This is a genomic window from Mycobacterium sp. 1274756.6 (assembly GCF_001668625.1).
Taxonomy (GTDB): domain Bacteria; phylum Actinomycetota; class Actinomycetes; order Mycobacteriales; family Mycobacteriaceae; genus Mycobacterium.
The window spans coordinates 1-15,619 of sequence record NZ_LZLJ01000023.1; the positions used below are offsets into that span (position 1 = coordinate 1).

Annotated in this window: 13 protein-coding genes and 1 pseudogene; all 14 read right to left on the reverse strand. The window is 70.0% G+C overall.

Translation table 11 applies throughout. The annotated features are described in order from the left end of the window. Positions 1–356: pseudogene (locus tag A5643_RS03175) on the reverse strand (HNH nuclease); the annotation flags it as partial. A 111-nt stretch (positions 357–467) separates the two neighbouring features. After that, entirely contained in the window at positions 468–2,045 is a 1,578-nt protein-coding gene (gene nuoN, locus A5643_RS03180; protein ID WP_066851880.1) for an NADH-quinone oxidoreductase subunit NuoN, read from the reverse strand. Continuing rightward, a complete protein-coding gene (locus tag A5643_RS03185; RefSeq protein WP_197497628.1) occupies positions 2,045–3,589 on the reverse strand; it encodes an NADH-quinone oxidoreductase subunit M in 1,545 nt (514 codons plus the stop codon). Before A5643_RS03185 ends, nuoN begins: the two co-directional genes overlap by 1 nt. Continuing rightward, positions 3,586–5,508, reverse strand: a complete 1,923-nt coding sequence (gene nuoL / locus A5643_RS03190) for an NADH-quinone oxidoreductase subunit L (RefSeq protein WP_066851884.1) — start codon at positions 5,506–5,508, stop codon at positions 3,586–3,588. Before nuoL ends, A5643_RS03185 begins: the two co-directional genes overlap by 4 nt. An 8-nt stretch (positions 5,509–5,516) precedes the next feature. Beyond that, positions 5,517–5,816 (reverse strand): NADH-quinone oxidoreductase subunit NuoK, encoded by a 300-nt coding sequence (nuoK, locus tag A5643_RS03195; RefSeq protein ID WP_066851886.1) that lies wholly within the window; start codon positions 5,814–5,816, stop codon positions 5,517–5,519. Beyond that, positions 5,813–6,622, reverse strand: a complete 810-nt coding sequence (locus A5643_RS03200) for an NADH-quinone oxidoreductase subunit J (RefSeq protein WP_066851887.1) — start codon at positions 6,620–6,622, stop codon at positions 5,813–5,815. The genes nuoK and A5643_RS03200 overlap by 4 nt, the downstream gene beginning before the upstream one ends. Further along, complete coding sequence (nuoI, locus tag A5643_RS03205) at positions 6,622–7,191, reverse strand: NADH-quinone oxidoreductase subunit NuoI (protein ID WP_066851890.1); 570 nt, start codon at positions 7,189–7,191, stop codon at positions 6,622–6,624. The genes A5643_RS03200 and nuoI overlap by 1 nt, the downstream gene beginning before the upstream one ends. Next, a complete protein-coding gene (nuoH, locus tag A5643_RS03210) occupies positions 7,184–8,455 on the reverse strand; it encodes an NADH-quinone oxidoreductase subunit NuoH (RefSeq protein ID WP_066851892.1) in 1,272 nt (423 codons plus the stop codon). The genes nuoI and nuoH overlap by 8 nt, the downstream gene beginning before the upstream one ends. Continuing rightward, positions 8,452–10,815: an NADH-quinone oxidoreductase subunit G gene (locus A5643_RS03215; protein WP_066851938.1), complete on the reverse strand. Its 2,364-nt coding sequence runs from the start codon at positions 10,813–10,815 to the stop codon at positions 8,452–8,454. Before A5643_RS03215 ends, nuoH begins: the two co-directional genes overlap by 4 nt. Before the next feature lie 38 nt (positions 10,816–10,853). Then, positions 10,854–12,215, reverse strand: a complete 1,362-nt coding sequence (gene nuoF, locus A5643_RS03220; RefSeq protein WP_066851894.1) for an NADH-quinone oxidoreductase subunit NuoF — start codon at positions 12,213–12,215, stop codon at positions 10,854–10,856. After that, the gene (gene nuoE, locus A5643_RS03225) at positions 12,203–12,991 is read right to left on the reverse strand and encodes an NADH-quinone oxidoreductase subunit NuoE (protein WP_066851940.1); all 789 of its coding nucleotides are present in this window, start codon (positions 12,989–12,991) and stop codon (positions 12,203–12,205) included. Before nuoE ends, nuoF begins: the two co-directional genes overlap by 13 nt. Before the next feature lie 47 nt (positions 12,992–13,038). After that, positions 13,039–14,358 carry an NADH dehydrogenase (quinone) subunit D gene (gene nuoD, locus A5643_RS03230; RefSeq protein WP_066851896.1) on the reverse strand — a complete coding sequence of 440 codons (1,320 nt, stop codon included), beginning with the start codon at positions 14,356–14,358 and terminating at the stop codon, positions 13,039–13,041. Further along, a complete protein-coding gene (locus tag A5643_RS03235) occupies positions 14,358–15,065 on the reverse strand; it encodes an NADH-quinone oxidoreductase subunit C (protein ID WP_066851897.1) in 708 nt (235 codons plus the stop codon). Before A5643_RS03235 ends, nuoD begins: the two co-directional genes overlap by 1 nt. Next, a complete protein-coding gene (locus A5643_RS03240) occupies positions 15,062–15,616 on the reverse strand; it encodes a NuoB/complex I 20 kDa subunit family protein (protein ID WP_066851898.1) in 555 nt (184 codons plus the stop codon). The genes A5643_RS03235 and A5643_RS03240 overlap by 4 nt, the downstream gene beginning before the upstream one ends. Positions 15,617–15,619: the final 3 nt, after the last annotated feature.

The window sequence follows — 15,619 nt, forward strand, 5'->3', positions numbered from 1 at the left end:
AGTTCGGGGGGCAGTTTCGGTCCGGTCAGGCAGCGCCGAGGCCGGATGCGGGCACCTTGGCGGAAGCGGCGGGTGATCTCTCGGGGTGGGATGTGGAGGCGTTCCCACAGGGCGGCGCGGATCGCATCGGCCGCGCCGCGTTCGGGGCTGGGTTCGGCCAGCTCGTCGAAGTAGCGATACATCAGACCGCGGTTGACCCGCTCCTGAGTTTCCAGGCGTTCGGCGACGTCGAGGCGAAACGCGGTGTCTGCCAGCGTCGAGGAGGTCTGGCGCAATACTTGGTGGGCGGCGTCGATGGCGTCCAGGGCGGCGCGGATCTGGTCCTGCGCCGCCTGCGGAGTCATCGCTGTAGCCATACCCCCGACGCTAAAAACGCCGACCGACACAACCACCGCCCACACCGACCCGCCCGACAAATCTGTGGACAAACCCCCAACTGTGGATAAACCGGCCCCCGGCGGGAGCGCTCAGCGTACGAACGCGGTCGCGGCGTCCACCAGGTCGAAGACCGGCTGCGGCAGCACCCCGAGCAGCACGGTGACCGCGGCGCAGAGCGCGATCGCGGCCTTGGCCAGCACGCCCGGGACCATCACCTGCGGGGTCTGCTCTGAGGGCTCGGTGAAGAACATCAGCAGGATCACCCGCACGTAGAAGTAGGCCGCGACCCCACTGGCCACCACCCCGACGATCACCAGCGGCACCGCCCCGCCCTCGGCGGCCGCCTTGAACACCGCGAACTTGCTGGTGAACCCGCTGGTCAACGGGATCCCGGCGAACGCGAGCAGAAACAGCGAAAACATCAGCCCCACCAGCGGGGAGCGGCGGCCCAACCCGGCCCAGCGGCTCATATCGGGTTCCTCGACGCCGTCGGCGCCGCGCACCAACCCGACGATCGCGAACGCCCCGACCGTCGAGAAGCTGTAGGCGATCAGGTAGAACACCGTCGCCGAGACGCCGGCCGGGATCGCGGCGATCACCCCGGTGAGGATGAACCCGACGTGCGACACCGAGGAGTAGGCGAGCATCCGTTTGACGTCGCTCTGGTTCACCGCGGCGATCGTGGCCACCGTCATCGTCGCGATGGCCGCCAGCCACAAAACCGGGCGCCACTGGTCGTGCATCGGCGGGAACGCGACGTAGACCACCCGCAGCAGCGCACCGAAGGCGGCGACCTTGGTCGCCGAGGCCATGAACCCGGTGATCGGGGTGGGCGCGCCGACGTAGACGTCGGGGATCCAGGAGTGGAACGGCACCGCGCCGACCTTGAACAGCAGCCCGACCGCCAGCAGGGCGGCGCCCAGCAGTGCCATCGTGTCCACGCCGTGGTCGGCGATCGCCTCGGCGATCCCGGCCAGCGACAGGGTGCCGGTGGTCCCGTAGAGCAGCGCGACCCCGAACAAGAAGAACGCCGAGGAGAACGCGCCCAGCAGGAAGTATTTGAGCGCCGCCTCCTGCGACATCAGCCGGCGGTGCCGGGCGAGCCCGCAGAGCAGATACAGCGGCAGCGAGAGCACTTCCAGCCCGACGAACATCGTCAGCAGGTCGTTGGCGGCGGGGAACACCAGCATCCCGCCGACCGAGAACAGGGTCAGCGGGAACACCTCGGTCTGCATCACCCCGGCTTGGGCCGCCACCCGCTCGGCGGGACTGCCCGGGATCGCCGCGCCCTGCGGGGTGAACGAGTCCAGCCCGCGACCGGCCGCGCCGGCGCTGACTCCGACGCGGGCGGGGGCTGCCGCGGTGCGTTCGGCGATGAGGATCACGGCCATGATCGCCACCACCAGCACCGCGCCCTGGATCAACAGCACCGGCCGGTCGACGGCGACCGAACCCAACAACGCGGTGCGGCCGAAGGTTTCGACACCGCCGGCGATCACGGTCAACGCGACGAGCGCGGCGACCAGCCCGCCGAGTGACAGGGCCACCTGGGCGGGGTAGCGGTAGCGGCGCGGGGCAAGCGCCTCCACCAACAGGCCGGCGACCGCCGCGCCGAACACGATCAGCAGCGGCAGCAGCACGGAGTATTCGATGCTGGGTGTGCTCATCACGGCCCCTCGGCGGTCAGCGGCGGCGGGTCATGGTGGCCGGTGGTGGTCATGGTGTGCGCGACGGCCGGGTTGATCAGATCGAGCACCGGCTTGGGGTAGAAGCCCAGGAACAGCAGCAGCGCGATGAGCGGGGCGACCACCACCAGTTCGCGGGGCACCAGGTCGGCGAGCCGTTCGGTGCCGCGCGCCACCGGACCGGTCATCAACCGCTGGTAGAGCCAGAGCATGTAGATCGAGGACAGCACCAGTGCGGTCGTGCCGAACACCGCCGCCAGCCAGTAGCGGTTGAATGTGCCGATCAGCACCAGGAATTCGCTGATGAACGGGGCCAGCCCGGGCAGCGAGAGGGTCGCCATCGCCGCGACCAGGAAGGTGCCCGCCAACACCGGGGCGCGTTTTTGCACGCCGCCGTAATCGGCGATGGCACGCGACCCGCCGTGCCGGGCGATCAGGAACCCGGCGATCAGGAACACCGCGGCGGTGGAGATGCCGTGGTTGAACATGTACAGCGTGGAGCCGGCCTGACCCTGCGAGGTCATCACGAAGATGCCCAGGATGATGAACCCGAAGTGCGAGATCGAGGTGTAGGCGATCAGCCGCATGATGTCGGTCTGGCCGATGGCCACCAGCGCCCCGTAGACCACCCCGACGACCGCCAGCGTGATGATCGCCGGCCGGAAGTAGGTGGAGGCCTCCGGGAACAGTTGCAGGCAGTAGCGCAGCATGCCGAAGGTGCCGACCTTGTCCATCACCGCCATCATCAGCACTGCCGACGCCGGGGTGGCCTCGACCGCCGCGTCGGGCAGCCAGCGGTGGAACGGCCACAGCGGCGCCTTGATCGCGAACGCGAACATGAACCCGAGGAACAGCGCCTTGAGCACGCCGGGGTCCACCGCGGTGGAGTCGGGTGCGAACGCGGCCACCGCGGTGCGGAAATCGAAGGTGCCGGTGCCGTGCTGGGCGGTGACCACATACACCCCGATCACCGCGGCCAGCATGATCAACCCACCGAAGAGGTTGTACAGCAGGAACTTCAGGGCGGCCTGCGAGCGGCGGGCGCCGGTGCCGAAGCCCCCGATGAGGAAGTACATCGGGATGAGCATGGCCTCGAAGAACACGTAGAACAGCAGGATGTCCAACGAGACCAGGGAGATCAGCACCATCGATTCCACGGTCAACGTCAGCGCGACGTAGGCGTGCACGCCGCGGCGCCGCTGCCCGCCGTCATGCCAGCCGGCCAGCAGCAGCAGCGGCACCAGCACGGTGGTGAGCAGCACCAGCACCACCGCGATGCCGTCCACACCGAGGGTGTAGCCGGCACCGAACGACGGGATCCAGGAATGGGATTCGACGAACTGGTAGGTCTCGCCGCCGGTGTCGAAGCCGGCGGTGACCACCAGCGAGACCGCCAGGGCCACGACGCTGACGCCCAGCCCGACGTACTTCGCCAGCTGCGGGCGGCCCGCGGGGAGCACCATCACCAGTACCGCGCCGGCGATCGGGACCAGCCAGAGCAGGGAGAGCCACGGAGCGGTCATCACAGCTGCACCGCCAGGATCACGGCGGTCAGCAGGACCGCGCCGGCCAGCATCGTCAACGCGTAGGTGCGCGCGTAGCCGGTCTGTAGACCGCGCAGCCACGACGACATCCGGCGCACCAGCGCGGCCAGGGCGTTGACCGAACCGTCCACCGCCACATCGTCGGCGGTGGCCAGTGCGCGCGCCATGCCGTCACCGGGGCGCATCAGCAGGGTTTCGTTGACGGCGTCGCCGTAGAGGTCGCGTCGGGCGGCGACGGTTAGTGCCGACACGTCGGTGGGCGCGGTCACCGGCACCGGGCGGGTGCCGTACATCCGGTAGGCCACCGCGATCCCGGCCAGCACCACCGCGAAGGTGACCGCCCCGCTCACCCACGCCGGGACGACGTGGTCGACCTCCACCGCGCCCAGCGGGGCGACGACCGGTTCCAGCCAGCGCGCCAGGGTGCTGCCGCCGGCGAGCAGCAGCCCGGAGAACGCGGCACCGATCGCCAGCACGATCATCGGCCAGGTCATCACCCGCGGCGCCTCGTGCGGATGCTGCAGGGCGCGTTCGTCGTTCACTTCGCTCGGTTCGGTGGTCCAGCGGCGCTGCCCGTGGAAGGTCATCAGCATGACCCGGGTCATGTAGAAGGCGGTGATGGCCGCGCCCAGCACGGCCACCCCGCCGAGCACCGCGCCACGCGTCCCGCCGGCGGCCAGGGCGGCCTCGATGATGGCGTCCTTGGACCAGAACCCGGCGAACGGCGGCACCCCGATGATCGCCAGATAACAGATCCCGAAGGTGATGTAGGTGACCGGCAGGAAGGTGCGTAGCGCGCCGTAGCGGCGCATGTCCTGTTCGTCGTTCATCCCGTGCATCACCGCCCCGGAGCCCAGGAAGAGGCCGGCTTTGAAGAAGCCGTGGGTGAGCAGGTGCAGGATCGCGAACGCGTAACCGGCGGCCCCCAGTCCGGCCGCCAGCACCATGTAGCCGATCTGGCTGATCGTCGAGGCCGCCAGGGCGCGTTTGATGTCGTCCTTGGCGCAGCCGATGATCGCCCCGAACAGCAGGGTGGCCGCGCCGACCACGACGACGGCCAGCCGGGCGTCGGCGGACAGGTCGAAGATCGGTCCGGACCGCACGATCAGGTACACCCCGGCGGTGACCATGGTGGCGGCGTGGATCAGCGCCGAGACCGGGGTGGGGCCCTCCATGGCGTCGAACAACCAGGCCTGCACCGGGATCTGGGCGGATTTGGCGCACGCGCCGAGCAGCAGCAGCAGCCCGATGGCGGTGAGCATGCCCCGGGAGGCGCCCGGCGCGGCGGTGAACACCTCGTCGTAGGACAGCGTGCCGAACGCGGCGAACATCGCGAACATCGCCAGCGCCAGGCCGAAGTCGCCGACCCGGTTGGAGACGAACGCTTTCTTGCCGGCGGCCGCGGCGGTGGGACGGACGTACCAGAACCCGATCAGCAGGTAGGACGCCAGCCCGACTCCCTCCCAGCCCAGGTAGAGCACCAGGTAGTTGTCGGCGACCACCAGCAGCAGCATCGCGGCGACGAACAGGTTGAGGTAGGCGAAGAAGCGCCGCCGGTCGGTGTCGGCGGCCAGGTAACCGATCGAGTAGATGTGGATCAGCGCGCCGACCCCGGTGATCAGCAGGACGAAACAGATCGACAGCGGGTCGATCAGCAGCCCGAAGTCCACCCGCAGCTCGGCGACCGGCACCCAGCTGAACAGGGTGCTGCGCAACGCCCGATCGGCGGCGTCGCGGCCGAGCAGCTCCACCAGCAACACCAGCCCGATGCCGAAGGAGCCGAGGACGGTCGCGCAGCCCAGCAGGTGCCCCCAGCGGTCACTGCGCCGCCCGGCCAACAGCAGCACCAGGGCTCCGGCCGACGGCAGCGCCACCAGCAGCGCACTGAGCGTGGATGTCATCGGCGCCCTCAGCCCTTGAGCAGGTTCACGTCGTCGACCGAAGCCGATCTGCGGGCACGGAAGATGGTCATGATGATCGCCAGGCCCACCACCACCTCGCAGGCGGCGACCACCATGGTGAAGAACGCGACCACCTGACCGTCGAGCTGGCCGTGGTGGCGGGCGAAGGTGACGAACGCCAGGTTCACCGCGTTGAGCATCAACTCGATGCACATGAACATCACCAGCGCGTTGCGCCGCAACAACACTCCGGCGGCGCCGATGGTGAACAGCAGCGCCGACAGGTAGAGGTAGTTATTCGGGTTCAACGGGGATCCTCCTCACCGGGGGTGGTCGAACCGGCCGCGGGGCGGGCGTCGCCCGAGCGGGCCACCGTGCGGTGGGCCAGCACCGAGGGCACCGAGAGCTCGGCGAACGAGCCGTCGGGCAGCAGCGCCGCGATGTCGACGGCGTTGTGGCGGGCATACACACCCGGGGTCGGCAGCGGGGTGGGGTGCCCGCCGTGCCGGAACCGCCGGATCGACAGCTCGCGCTGGGTGGGCCGCGCGACCAGCCGCTCCCGGTGCGCCAGTACCATCGCCGCGAGCACCGCGGTGATCAGCAGCGCCCCGGTCAACTCGAACGCCCACAGGTAGCGGCTGAAGATCAGCTCGGCCAGGCCCTCCACGTTGCCCTGCCCGGCGGCGGGGCCCGCGGCGCTCGGCGCGCTGAGATGGGTTGCGCCTGCCCCGATCCCGGCGATCAGCAGTACACCGAACCCGAGCCCCGCCACCACGGAGGCGATCCGCTGCCCGCGCAGCGTCTCCACCAGCGATTCCGCGGAGTCCACCCCGATGAGCATCATCACGAACAGGAACAGCATCATCACCGCGCCGGTGTAGACGACGATCTGCACCACGCCGAGGAACATCGCGTCCTGCACGAAGTAGAACACCGCAAGGATCAGCATCGTCATCGCCAGGAACAGGGCGGAGTAGACGGCCTTGGCCGCGGCGACCACCCCGACCGCGCCGACCACCGCGAGCACACCGAGCAGCCAGAACGTCACCGCCTCACCGGTTCCGGTTCGGGTGACCGGTTCGGCGGCCTGCGCGACCGTGGCGACGATACCCATCAGGCCCGGCCCTGCCGAACCCGGTCGAGCATCGCGAACAGGTCCGGGTTGTCCTGCAACCCGTCCGCGGTGACGTTGCCCAGGTAGTAGTCCTTGTCGGTGGCGCCGGGCGGCATCGGGTGCGGGGGAGCGGTCATCCCCGGCTCCAGCGGCGCGAGCAACTGCTCGCGCTCCCAGATCATGTCGGCGCGGTTGTCCGCGGCGATCTCGTAGTCGTTGGTCATGGTCAGCGCTCGGGTGGGGCAGGCCTCCACGCAGTAGCCGCAGCCGATGCAGCGCAGGTAGTTGATCTGATACACCCGCCCGTAGCGTTCACCGGGGGAGTAGCGCTCCTCGTCGGTGTTGTCGGCGGCCTCCACGTAGATCGCGTCGGCGGGGCAGGCCCAGGCGCACAGTTCGCAGCCGATGCACTTCTCCAGCCCGTCGGGGTGGCGGTTGAGGCGGTGCCGGCCGTGGAAGCGTTTGGCGGTGGGCTTCTTCTGCTCGGGGTAGCCGTCGTTGATCGGCTTTTTGAACATCGTCGACAGCGTCACGCCGAACCCGGCGAGCGCGTCGGTGAACTTAGCCATGGACTTCCTCCTTGCTCACCACGGCACCGCGCCGACCGGCCGACGCGCCGGGCAGCGGCGGCACCGGGAACCCGCCGTCGGGTGCGGGTGGGGGCGGCGCGTCGAGGACACCGCGCCGTTGCGAGGGCGGTGCGTAGCCGTGTACCGCGCTGAACCGCCGGTGCAGAAACATCACCAGCGCCACCGCGGTGAGGGTGCTGAGCGCCGCCAGCAGCGGGGTCCAGTGCGGGTAGCCGTCGTTGCGCAGGCTGCGGATCACCGCGGCGGCCATCACCCACAGCAGGGCGGTGGGGATGAGGATCTTCCAGCCCAGCGCCATGAACTGGTCGTAGCGCAGCCGCGGCAGGGTGGCCCGCAGCCAGATGTAGACGAACAGCAGGCCCCACACCTTCGCGGTGAACCACAGCACCGGCCACCAGCCGGTGTTGACTCCGTCGATCATGTTGACCGGCCAGGGCGCATGCCAGCCGCCCAGGAAGATGGTGACCGCCACCGCCGAGACCGTGGTCATGTTGATGTACTCGCCGAGGAAGAACATGGCGAACTTCAGCGACGAGTACTCGGTGTGGAAGCCGCCGACGAGTTCGCCCTCGGCTTCGGGCAGGTCGAACGGCGCGCGGTTGGTCTCCCCGACCATGGCGGTCAGGTAGACCAGGAACGAGGGCAGCAGCAGGAACGCGAACCACACCCGGTCCTGCGCGGCGACGATGCCCGAGGTCGACATGGTGCCCGCGTAGAGGAAGACCGCCGCGAACGCCAGGCCCATCGCGACCTCGTAGGAGATCACCTGGGCGGTGGACCGGATCCCGCCCAGCAGCGGGTAGGTGGAGCCCGACGACCAGCCGGCCAGGATGATCCCGTACACCCCGACCGAGGACATGGCCAGCACGAACAGCACCGCCACCGGCAGGTCGGTGAGCTGCAGCGCGGTCTGGTGGCCGAACACGCTGACCTGCGGCCCGAACGGGATCACCGCGAACGCGGTGATCGCCGGGATCACCGAGATGACCGGGGCGAGGGTGTAGATCACCCGGTCGGCGTCGGTGGGCATGATGCCCTCCTTGAGGGCGAGCTTGATCCCGTCGGCCAGGCTCTGCAACCACCCGCCCGGCCCGACCCGGTTGGGGCCGGGCCGCATCTGCATATGCCCGAGGACTTTCCGCTCGATGACGATCGCGAACAGCACGGTCAGCAGCAGGTAGACGAAGACCGCCAGCGTCTTGGCGATGATCAGCCACCACACGTCGTTGCCGAAACCGGTCATGACGCCCGCCCCTCTCCGGCGTGGAGCTGAACCGTCGCCCCGGCGGTCACCCCGAGCTGGCGGTGCACAGCCGAGCCGGGGGAGTTCATCGGCAGCCACACCACCCGTTCGGGCATCGCGGTGACGGCCAGCGGCAGGGTGATCGCGCCCGCGGCGGTGGAAACCGTCACCGGCTGCCCGTCGGCGGCGCCGATCTCGGCGGCGGTCGTGGCGCACAGCCGCACCACCGGGGCGCGGGCGGTGCCGGCCAGGTTCGGCTCCCCGTCCTGCATCCGGCCGGCGTCGAGCAGCATCCGCCAGCTCGCCAGCACCGCCTGCCCGCGACCGGGCTGCGGTGTCGGGCCGGCTGCCTCGGCGGGCGCCGCGGCCCGGGGGCCCGCCCAGCGGTCCAGCCGCTGCAGCTCGTCACGGGCGTCGGCGGCGCCGGCCAGCCCCAGCGGGGTACCCATCTCGTCGGCGATCGCGTCGAGCACCCGCAGGTCCGACAGCGTGCCGGTGTCGGCCAGGGCGGAACCGAAGCGGCGATATCGGCCCTCCCAGTTGACGAACGTGCCGGTCTTCTCCACCGCGGGCGCCACCGGGAACACCACGTCGGCGCGCTCGGTGACCTCGCTGTGCCGCAGTTCCAGGCTGACCAGGAAGCCGACGGCGTCCAGGGCGGCCAGCGCGGCGGCCGGATCGGCCAGGTCGGCCGGTTCGACCCCGCCGACCAGCAGGGCACCCAGCTCCCCGCCTGCCGCCGCGGCCAGGATCGCGGCGGTGTCCCGCCCGGCGGGCTCCGGCAGTTCACCCCACAGCGACGCCAACTGCGCCCGCGCGTCGGGGTCGGCCATCGGCCGGCCGCCGGGCAGCAGCCCGGCCAGGGCACCGGCCTCCAGCGCGCCGCGCTCCCCGGCCCGCCGCGGCACCCAGCCCAGCCGGGCCCCGGTGGCCTCGGCCAGCCGCGCCGCCGCCGACAACCCGCCCGGGCTGACCGCGAGCCGCTCCCCGGCGAGCAGCACGGCGCCGGGCTTGCGCAGCAGGGCGCCGAGCTCGCCGTCGTGCAGGCCGTCGAGCGCGGCGGCCTCCGCGCCGGGCGCGGTGGGGATCAGCGTGCCGAACATCTTCTGCAGGCCCCGATCCGCGAACGGCGCGATCGAAAAGACCCGGGTTTCGGTCTTGCGGGCCGCTTTACGCAACCGCAGGAAGACGATCGGGGATTCTTCTTCGGGTTCGAAGCCGACCAGCACGACCACCGGGGCGGTCTCCAGGGCCCGGTAGTCGAGGTCGATGCCGGTGCCGGCGATGCGGGCGGCCAGGAACGCCGCCTCTTCGGCGGAGTGCGGGCGGGCCCGGAAGTCGATGTCGTCGCTGCCCAGCACGGCCCGGGCGAACTTGGCGTAGCCGTAGGCGTCTTCGACGGTCGACCGGCCTCCGACCAGCACCCCGGTGCGTCCGTGGGCGGCGGCCAGGCCGCGGGCGGCCAGCGCCAGCGCGTTGGGCCAGGAGGTCGGTGTCAGCGTCCCGGTGTCGTCGCGGGCCAGCGGCGTGGTGATGCGGTCGCGCTGCCGGGCGTAGGTGAACGCCCACCGGCCCTTGTCGCAGTTCCATTCCTCGTTGACTTCCGGGTCGTCACCGGCCATCCGGCGCATCACCTTGCCGCGCCGGTGGTCGGTGCGCTGCGCGCAGCCGGACGCGCAGTGCTCGCAGATCCCGGGGGTGGAGACCAGGTCGAAGGGGCGCGCCCGGAACCGGTAGGACGATCCGGTGAGCGCGCCGACCGGGCAGATCTGCACGGTGTTGCCGGAGAAGTAGGAGTCGAACGGCTCGTCCTCGTAGATGCCGACCTGTTGCAGCGCACCGCGGTTCATCATCTCGATGAACACGTCTCCGGCGATCTCGTTGGCGAACCGGGTGCAGCGGGCGCACAGGATGCAGCGGTCGCGGTCCAGCAGCACCTGCGAGGAGATGTTGATCGGTTTGGGGAAGACCCGTTTGGCCTCCTCGAAGCGGGTCTCGGTGCGGCCGTGGCTCATCGCCTGGTTCTGCAGCGGGCACTCGCCGCCCTTGTCGCAGGTCGGGCAGTCCAGCGGATGGTTGATCAGCAGCAGTTCCATCACCAGATGCTGGGCCCGGTCGGCCTCTTCGGAGGTGTGCTGGGTGCGCACCACCATGCCGTCGGTGCCGGCGACCGCACACGAGGGCTGCGGTTTGCGCTGGCCCTCCACCTCGACGAGGCACTGGCGGCACCAGGCCACCGGGTCCAGCAGCGGATGGTCGCAGAACCGGGGGATCTCGATGCCGATCTGCTCGGCGGCCCGGATGATCAGCGTGCCCTTGGGCACGGTGACCTTCTGGTCGTCGATGGTGAAGGTCACCATCTCCGGGCGGCCGTCGGCCGAGGGCTGCTCCGCTGATGTCACGGGGTACCTCCTTCGGCGTCGGACCCGGCCGCATACCCGTCGTCGTATTGGGGGACGAACATGCTCGCCGCCGGGTCGAACGGGCAGCCGCCCTGCTCGACGTGCGCGAGGTATTCGTCGCGGAAGTACTGGATGGAGGACTGCACCGGCATCGCGGCGCCATCGCCCAACGCGCAGAACGACTTTCCGAACAGCACGTCGGCGATGTCGAGCAGAGTGTCGAGGTCTTCGCGGGTGCCGCGCCCGGTCTCCAGCCGTTCATAGATCGGCACCAGCCAGTAGGTGCCCTCCCGGCAGGGGGTGCATTTGCCGCAGGATTCGTGTTTGTAGAACTCCGACCAGCGCCGCGCGGCGCGCACCACGCAGGTGGTCTCGTCGAAGATCTGCAGCGCCTTGGTGCCCAGCATCGAACCGGCCGAGGCCATGCCCTCATAGTCCAGCGGCACGTCGAGGTGCTCCTCGGTGAGCAGCGGGGTGGACGAACCGCCCGGGGTCCAGAACTTCAGCTTGTGCCCGTTGCGGATTCCGCCGGCGTACTCCAGCAGTTCGCGCAGCGTGATCCCCAGCGGCGCCTCGTACTGGCCGGGCCGGTTGACGTGCCCGGACAGCGAATACAGCGTGAAGCCCGGCGATTTCTCGCTACCCATCAGCCGGAACCAGTCGACCCCGTGCAGCAGGATCGACGGCACGCTGGCGACGGACTCGACGTTGTTGACCACCGTCGGGCAGCCGTAGAGCCCCGACACCGCCGGGAACGGCGGGCGCAGCCTCGGCTGGCCGCGGTTGCCCTCCAGCGAGTCGATCAGCGCGGTCTCCTCACCGCAGATGTAGGCGCCGGCGCCGGCGTGCACCACCACGTCCAGGTCGAAGCCGGAGCCGCCGATGTCGCGGCCCAGATAGCCGGCGGCATAGGCCTCCTCGACCGCGGTGCGCACCCGACGCAGGATCGGCAGCACCTCGCCGCGCACGTAGATGAAGGCGCGGTTGGCCCGGATCGCGTAGCAGCAGATGATGATGCCCTCGATCAGGGTGTGCGGGGTGGCCAGCAGCAGCGGCATGTCCTTGCAGGTGCCCGGCTCGGATTCGTCGGCGTTGACCAGAAGGTAGTGCGGTTTGGCCGCCGCGCCTTCGCTGCCCTGCGGCACGAACGACCATTTGGTGCCGGTGGAGAATCCGGCGCCGCCGCGGCCGCGCAGCCCGGACTGCTTGACGATGTCGATCACCGTGTCCGGGTCGGTGTCCAGGGCGGCGCGCAGGCCCCGGTAGCCGTCGTGCCGCAGATAGGTCTCCAGCGTCCAGGATTCGGGTTCGTCCCAGTAGCCGCTGAGCACGGGGGTCAGGGGGGTCAGGTATGCCATCGCCGGTCCTCGGTGTCGGTCGCCGACGGCGGTGGTGCCGCCATCAGGCGACGACGGGCCTCGCGCAGGCCGGCCAGGGTGGCCGCGCCGGCGCCGCCCTGACCGTCGTCGGGACGCTCGTCGGGGAACCCGGCCAAAAACCGCGACGTCTGCCGGAATCCGCAGACCGGCTGGCCGCGGCTGGGTGCGACGGCCTCCTCGGCGCGCAGCGCATCGACCAGCGCCCGCGCCGATTCGGGGGTCTGGTGGTCGAAGAACTCCCAGTTGACCATCACCACCGGCGCGTAGTCGCACGCGGCGTTGCACTCCACGTGCTGCAGGGTGATCGCGCCGTCGGCGGTGGTGCCCTCGTCGTCGACGTCGAGGTGCTCTTTGAGGGAGTCGAGGATGGCGTCGCCGCCCATCACCGCGCACAGCGTGTTGGTGCAGACCCCCACCAGGTACTCCCCGGTGGGGGCCCGCCGGTACATCGAGTAGAAGGAGGCGACGGCGGCGACCTGCGCGCTGGTCAGGTCGAGTTGTTCGGCGCAGAACGCCAGCCCCGCCGGGGTGAGGTAGGTGTCCTCGGCCTGCACCAGGTGCAGCAGCGACAGGATCGCCGATTTCGGCTGCGGGTAGCGGGCGATGATCTGCGCCGCGTCGGCCTGCAGGCGGGCCCGCACGTCGGCGGGGTAGGTCTTCGGGGCTCCGGGATGGTTGAACTGGTTCGGCTCCTCGGGGGGCGGACCCAGCTGCAGGAAGATCCGTTCGCCGCCGGTGCCCGCGGTCGGGGGCATCAGCCGACCCCGGCCGGTCTTGTTCTGGCGGAGTTCGGGCGCCCCGGTCACCGGTCCACCCCGCCCATCACCGGGTCGATGCTGGCGACCGCGGCGATCACATCGGCGACCAGGCCGCCCTCGCACATCGCCGCCACCGCCTGCAGGTTGGTGAACGACGGGTCGCGGTAGTGCACCCGGTACGGCCGGGTGCCGCCGGCGCTGACCATGTGAACTCCCAACTCTCCGCGCGGGGATTCCACCGAGACGAACACCTGCCCCGGCGGCACCCAGAGGTCCTCGGTGACGCGTTTGAAGTGGTGGATCAGGCCCTCCATGGAATGGCCCATGATCCAGCCGATGTGCTCGGGGGAGTTGCCCAGGCCGTCGGGGCCGACGGTGAGGTCGGCGGGCCAGGCGATCTTGCGGTCCTCGACCATCACCGGACCGGGACGCAGCCGGTCCAGGCACTGCTCGACGATCTTCAGCGACTGCTTCATCTCCTCGATGCGGATCAGGTAGCGCCCGTAGGCGTCGCAACCGTCGTCGGTGATCACGTCGAACTCGTAATCCTCGTAGCCGCAATAGGGTTCGTCACGCCGCAGGTCGTAGGGCAGGCCGGTGGAGCGCAGCACCGGGCCGGTGATGCCCAGCGCCATGCACCCGGTCAGGTCCAGATAGCCCACGCCCTTGGTGCGCGCCTTCCAGATGTAGTTCTCGGTGAGCAGTCCCTCGATGTCGGCGAGGCGTTTGGGCATCAGGTCCAGGAAGGCCCGGATCTGCGGGACCGCCTCGTCGGGCAGGTCGGCGACGACGCCGCCGGGCCGCACGTACTGGTGGTTCATCCGCAGCCCGGTGATCGTCTCGAAGATGTCGAGCACCAGCTCGCGCTCCCGGAAGCCGTAGAGCATGGCCGAGAGCGCACCGAGCTCCATGCCGCCGGTGGCGATGGCGACCAGGTGCGAGGAGATCCGGTTGAGCTCCATCAGCAGCACCCGGATCACCGTGGCCCGCTCGGGGATGTCGGCGGTGATGTCGAGCAGCTTCTCCACGCCCAGACAGAACGCCACCTCGTTGAAGAACGGGGACAGGTAATCCATCCGGGTCACGAACGTCACACCCTGGCTCCAGTACCGGAATTCGAGGTTCTTCTCGATCCCGGTGTGCAGGTAGCCGACGCCGCACCGGGCTTCGGTGACGGTCTCGCCCTCGAGTTCGAGGATCAGCCGCAACACCCCGTGCGTCGACGGGTGCTGCGGGCCCATATTGACCACGAGGCGCTCGCCGGGGTCGGCGGCGTGGGCGGCGTCGACGAGCTCGTCCCAGTCCTGCCCGCCGAGGTTGAGCACGGTCTCGCGGCGACCGTCGGGGGTGGTGGAGGTGGTCATCAGGTGTAGGCCCTCCGCTCGTCGGGCGGCGGGATGGTGGCGCCCTTGTACTCCACCGGGATGCCGCCGAGCGGGTAGTCCTTGCGCTGCGGGTGGCCGTGCCAGTCGTCGGGCATCGCGATGCGGGTCAGCGCCGGGTGGCCGTCGAAGATGATCCCGAAGAAGTCGTAGGTCTCCCGTTCGTGCCAGTCGGTGGTCGGGTAGATCGCGAACAGCGACGGGATGTGCGGATCGGCGTCCGGCGCAGCGACTTCCAGCCGGATCCGCCGGTTGTGGGTGATCGAGCGCAGCGGGTACACCGCGTGCAGCTCGCGGCCGGTGTCCTCGGGGTAATGCACTCCGCTGACGCCCAGGCTCAGCTCGAACCGCAGTTCGGGGTCGTCGCGCAGCAGCCGCGCCACCGTGGGCAGGTGATCGCGCACGATGTAGAGCGTCAGCTCGCCGCGGTGGATGACGATGTTCTCCACCGCGTCGTCGATGGGGATGTCCTCGCGCTGCAGGGCTTCGGTGAGCGCGTCGACCACGGCGTCGAAATAGCCGCCGTACGGCCGCTGGCTGCGTCCCGGGAAGGCGATCTCGCGCACCAGTCCGCCGTAGCCGGAGGTGTCCGGGGTGCCCCCGGCGCCGAACATGCCGCGGCGCACGGCGATGACCTCGCCGGCCTCCGGGCTGTAGCCGGCGCGGGGGGTGTCGTCGTGGTCGCTCACCGCAGCAGGCCCTTCATCTGCCAGGTGGACGGCGCGGCCAGCGCGGCCGCCTCGGTCTCGCTGATCGCCCGTTCCCGGTTGACGCCCAGCGGCATCTCCTGAATCTTCTCGTGCAGCTTGAGGATCGCGTACATCAGCATCTCCGGTCGGGGTGGACAGCCCGGCAGGTAGATGTCGACCGGCACGACGTGGTCGACGCCCTGCACGATCGCGTAGTTGTTGAACATGCCGCCTGAGGAGGCGCACACCCCCATCGACAACACCCACTTGGGTTCGACCATCTGGTCGTAGATCTGGCGCAGCACCGGCGCCATCTTCTGGCTGACCCGCCCCGCGACGATCATCAGGTCGGCCTGCCGCGGGGAGGCGCGGAAGACCTCCATGCCGAACCGGGAGAGGTCGTAATCCGGTGCCATCGTTGACATCATCTCGATCGCGCAGCACGCCAGCCCGAACGTGGCCGGCCACAGGGAGCCCTTGCGGAAGTAGCCGGCCAGGGACTCCACGGTGGACAGCAGCAGACCGCTGGGCAACTGCTCTTCGATGCCCATCCG

Bases quoted from the DNA above. Each gene is read 5' to 3' on its own strand.
- nuoN (WP_066851880.1), bottom strand. From the start codon at position 2,045: ATGAGCACACCCAGCATCGAATACTCCGTGCTGCTGCCGCTGCTGATC.
- nuoL (WP_066851884.1), bottom strand. From the start codon at position 5,508: ATGACATCCACGCTCAGTGCGCTGCTGGTGGCGCTGCCGTCGGCCGGA.
- A5643_RS03200 (WP_066851887.1), bottom strand. From the start codon at position 6,622: ATGGGTATCGTCGCCACGGTCGCGCAGGCCGCCGAACCGGTCACCCGA.
- nuoI (WP_066851890.1), bottom strand. From the start codon at position 7,191: ATGGCTAAGTTCACCGACGCGCTCGCCGGGTTCGGCGTGACGCTGTCG.
- nuoH (WP_066851892.1), bottom strand. From the start codon at position 8,455: ATGACCGGTTTCGGCAACGACGTGTGGTGGCTGATCATCGCCAAGACG.
- A5643_RS03215 (WP_066851938.1), bottom strand. From the start codon at position 10,815: ATGGTGACCTTCACCATCGACGACCAGAAGGTCACCGTGCCCAAGGGC.
- nuoF (WP_066851894.1), bottom strand. From the start codon at position 12,215: ATGGCATACCTGACCCCCCTGACCCCCGTGCTCAGCGGCTACTGGGAC.
- nuoE (WP_066851940.1), bottom strand. From the start codon at position 12,991: ATGCCCCCGACCGCGGGCACCGGCGGCGAACGGATCTTCCTGCAGCTG.
- nuoD (WP_066851896.1), bottom strand. From the start codon at position 14,358: ATGACCACCTCCACCACCCCCGACGGTCGCCGCGAGACCGTGCTCAAC.
- A5643_RS03240 (WP_066851898.1), bottom strand. From the start codon at position 15,616: ATGGGCATCGAAGAGCAGTTGCCCAGCGGTCTGCTGCTGTCCACCGTG.